Genomic DNA, 669 nt, shown 5'->3' with positions numbered 1-669 from the left:
TTTAATATTGTCATTTTTCTATTCTTGAAAAAACTTATTTTCATGGTAGTTAAACAACAGAAGGTTTCTTAGTCAAGAACCGCTCCAATCGTATTACGGTATTAAATTACCTATCATAAGGTTCGAGCTTCAAAATAAATTCTTCAACATCCTTGCCTCTTGCGTTGGAAAAACCCTTATCTTCAGAGATGATTTTAAACCCGCATTTTTCCAATACCCTAATGGAGGCGAGGTTATCTTTAGCGGCACGAGCATAGAGTGGGCGTACCTTAATATACTCCAGAAACTCTGACAAAGCTTTAGTTGCAATACCATGACCCCAATATTCCTTCCCAATCCAGTAGCTTACTTCGGGTTCGCCGAACTGTTCAAAGTTCGAGACGTGTCCAGTGACAATGCCATTGAATAATATAGTCTTAATTGTGATTTTCTCGTCAGCGATAATTTTTGTCCAATGGTCAAAAAATGCGTCCTTATCAATGGGGTCTTTAGCTGTAAAGGCAGCCATATAGTTCGCCGTTGAATCTAGTTGTTGTTCGAAAAAGATAGGAAGATCTTCCTCTGTGATATCTCGTAGCTTCACTTCGCTTTTGCTAATGGATTCCATATAATTCACAAGCTCCTTAACATATTTTTGAATATAAATTCTTCCAAGTTTAGAGAAATTCC

The 669-nt window shown here is 37.4% G+C and carries 1 protein-coding gene; it reads right to left on the bottom strand.

What is annotated here, in order from left to right; all coding sequences use genetic code 11:
* Positions 1 to 106: 106 nt before the first annotated feature.
* Positions 107 to 607 (bottom strand): GNAT family N-acetyltransferase, encoded by a 501-nt coding sequence (locus BSO02S_RS25970; RefSeq protein WP_066074929.1) that lies wholly within the window; start codon positions 605 to 607, stop codon positions 107 to 109.
* Positions 608 to 669: the final 62 nt, after the last annotated feature.

The organism is Neobacillus soli NBRC 102451 (assembly GCF_001591665.1).
Taxonomy (GTDB): domain Bacteria; phylum Bacillota; class Bacilli; order Bacillales; family Cytobacillaceae; genus Neobacillus; species Neobacillus soli.
The sequence above is the reverse complement of the archived record's forward strand: the minus strand, read 5'-3'. Positions and strand labels throughout refer to the sequence as shown.

What these genes read in the sequence shown, in the direction of transcription:
- BSO02S_RS25970 (WP_066074929.1), bottom strand. Translation starts at nt 607, where the DNA reads ATGGAATCCATTAGCAAAAGCGAAGTGAAGCTACGAGATATCACAGAG.